Source organism: Achromobacter sp. ACM02 (assembly GCF_014851605.1).
GTDB classification, from domain to species: domain Bacteria; phylum Pseudomonadota; class Gammaproteobacteria; order Burkholderiales; family Burkholderiaceae_B; genus Achromobacter; species Achromobacter aegrifaciens.
The window spans coordinates 1-643 of record NZ_JACUZY010000025.1 but is presented as its reverse complement, the minus strand read 5'-3'; the positions used below and the strand labels follow the sequence as shown (position 1 = coordinate 643).

Genomic DNA, 643 nt, shown 5'->3' with positions numbered 1-643 from the left:
TTTACCAGAAGTAGTTAGCCTAACCGCAAGGGGGGCGATTACCACGGTAGGATTCATGACTGGGGTGAAGTCGTAACAAGGTAGCCGTATCGGAAGGTGCGGCTGGATCACCTCCTTTCAGAGCTTAAGTGCTCGTGTTAAGCGTCCACTCTTATCGGTTGTTTGATATAGCTGGGATCAGTTGCAGGCTTGGGTCGAGGGAATCTTCCCTGGGTCTACAGCTTTCCTGACTGCTGATCCGAAAAGGTTTTTGGGTCTGTAGCTCAGTCGGTTAGAGCACCGTCTTGATAAGGCGGGGGTCGTTGGTTCGAATCCAACCAGACCCACCAAGTATTCTGCGCATGCGGGATATGGGGGTGTAGCTCAGCTGGGAGAGCGCCTGCTTTGCAAGCAGGATGTCATCGGTTCGATCCCGTTCACCTCCACCAAGTACCTAATCACCTGGTGATGTAGAGGCTAACTCATAGTGTCGTTGAAACGGCCTTATGAGTTAGGTTTTACCTGACAGCTATATTCGTTCTTTAACAATCTGGAAGAAGCACAACGAAATGTGCTCATCAAGTAATCAGCTTGCTGATGAAGATGGGTACGGGTTGTGATTGCATTAATTTTGTTCCAAGTTCTCAAGACTGGGGTGAATAAC

At 49.1% G+C, this 643-nt stretch carries 2 tRNA genes and 1 rRNA gene; all 3 read left to right on the top strand.

Going from position 1 to position 643, the window contains the following annotated elements:
- Positions 1–118 (top strand): 16S ribosomal RNA (locus IB258_RS30210); the annotation flags it as partial.
- A 134-nt stretch (positions 119–252) separates the two neighbouring features.
- Positions 253–329: transfer RNA gene (locus tag IB258_RS30205), tRNA-Ile, on the top strand.
- A gap of 23 nt (positions 330–352) precedes the next feature.
- A tRNA-Ala gene (locus tag IB258_RS30200) sits at positions 353–428 on the top strand.
- The last annotated feature ends 215 nt before the right edge of the window (positions 429–643 follow it).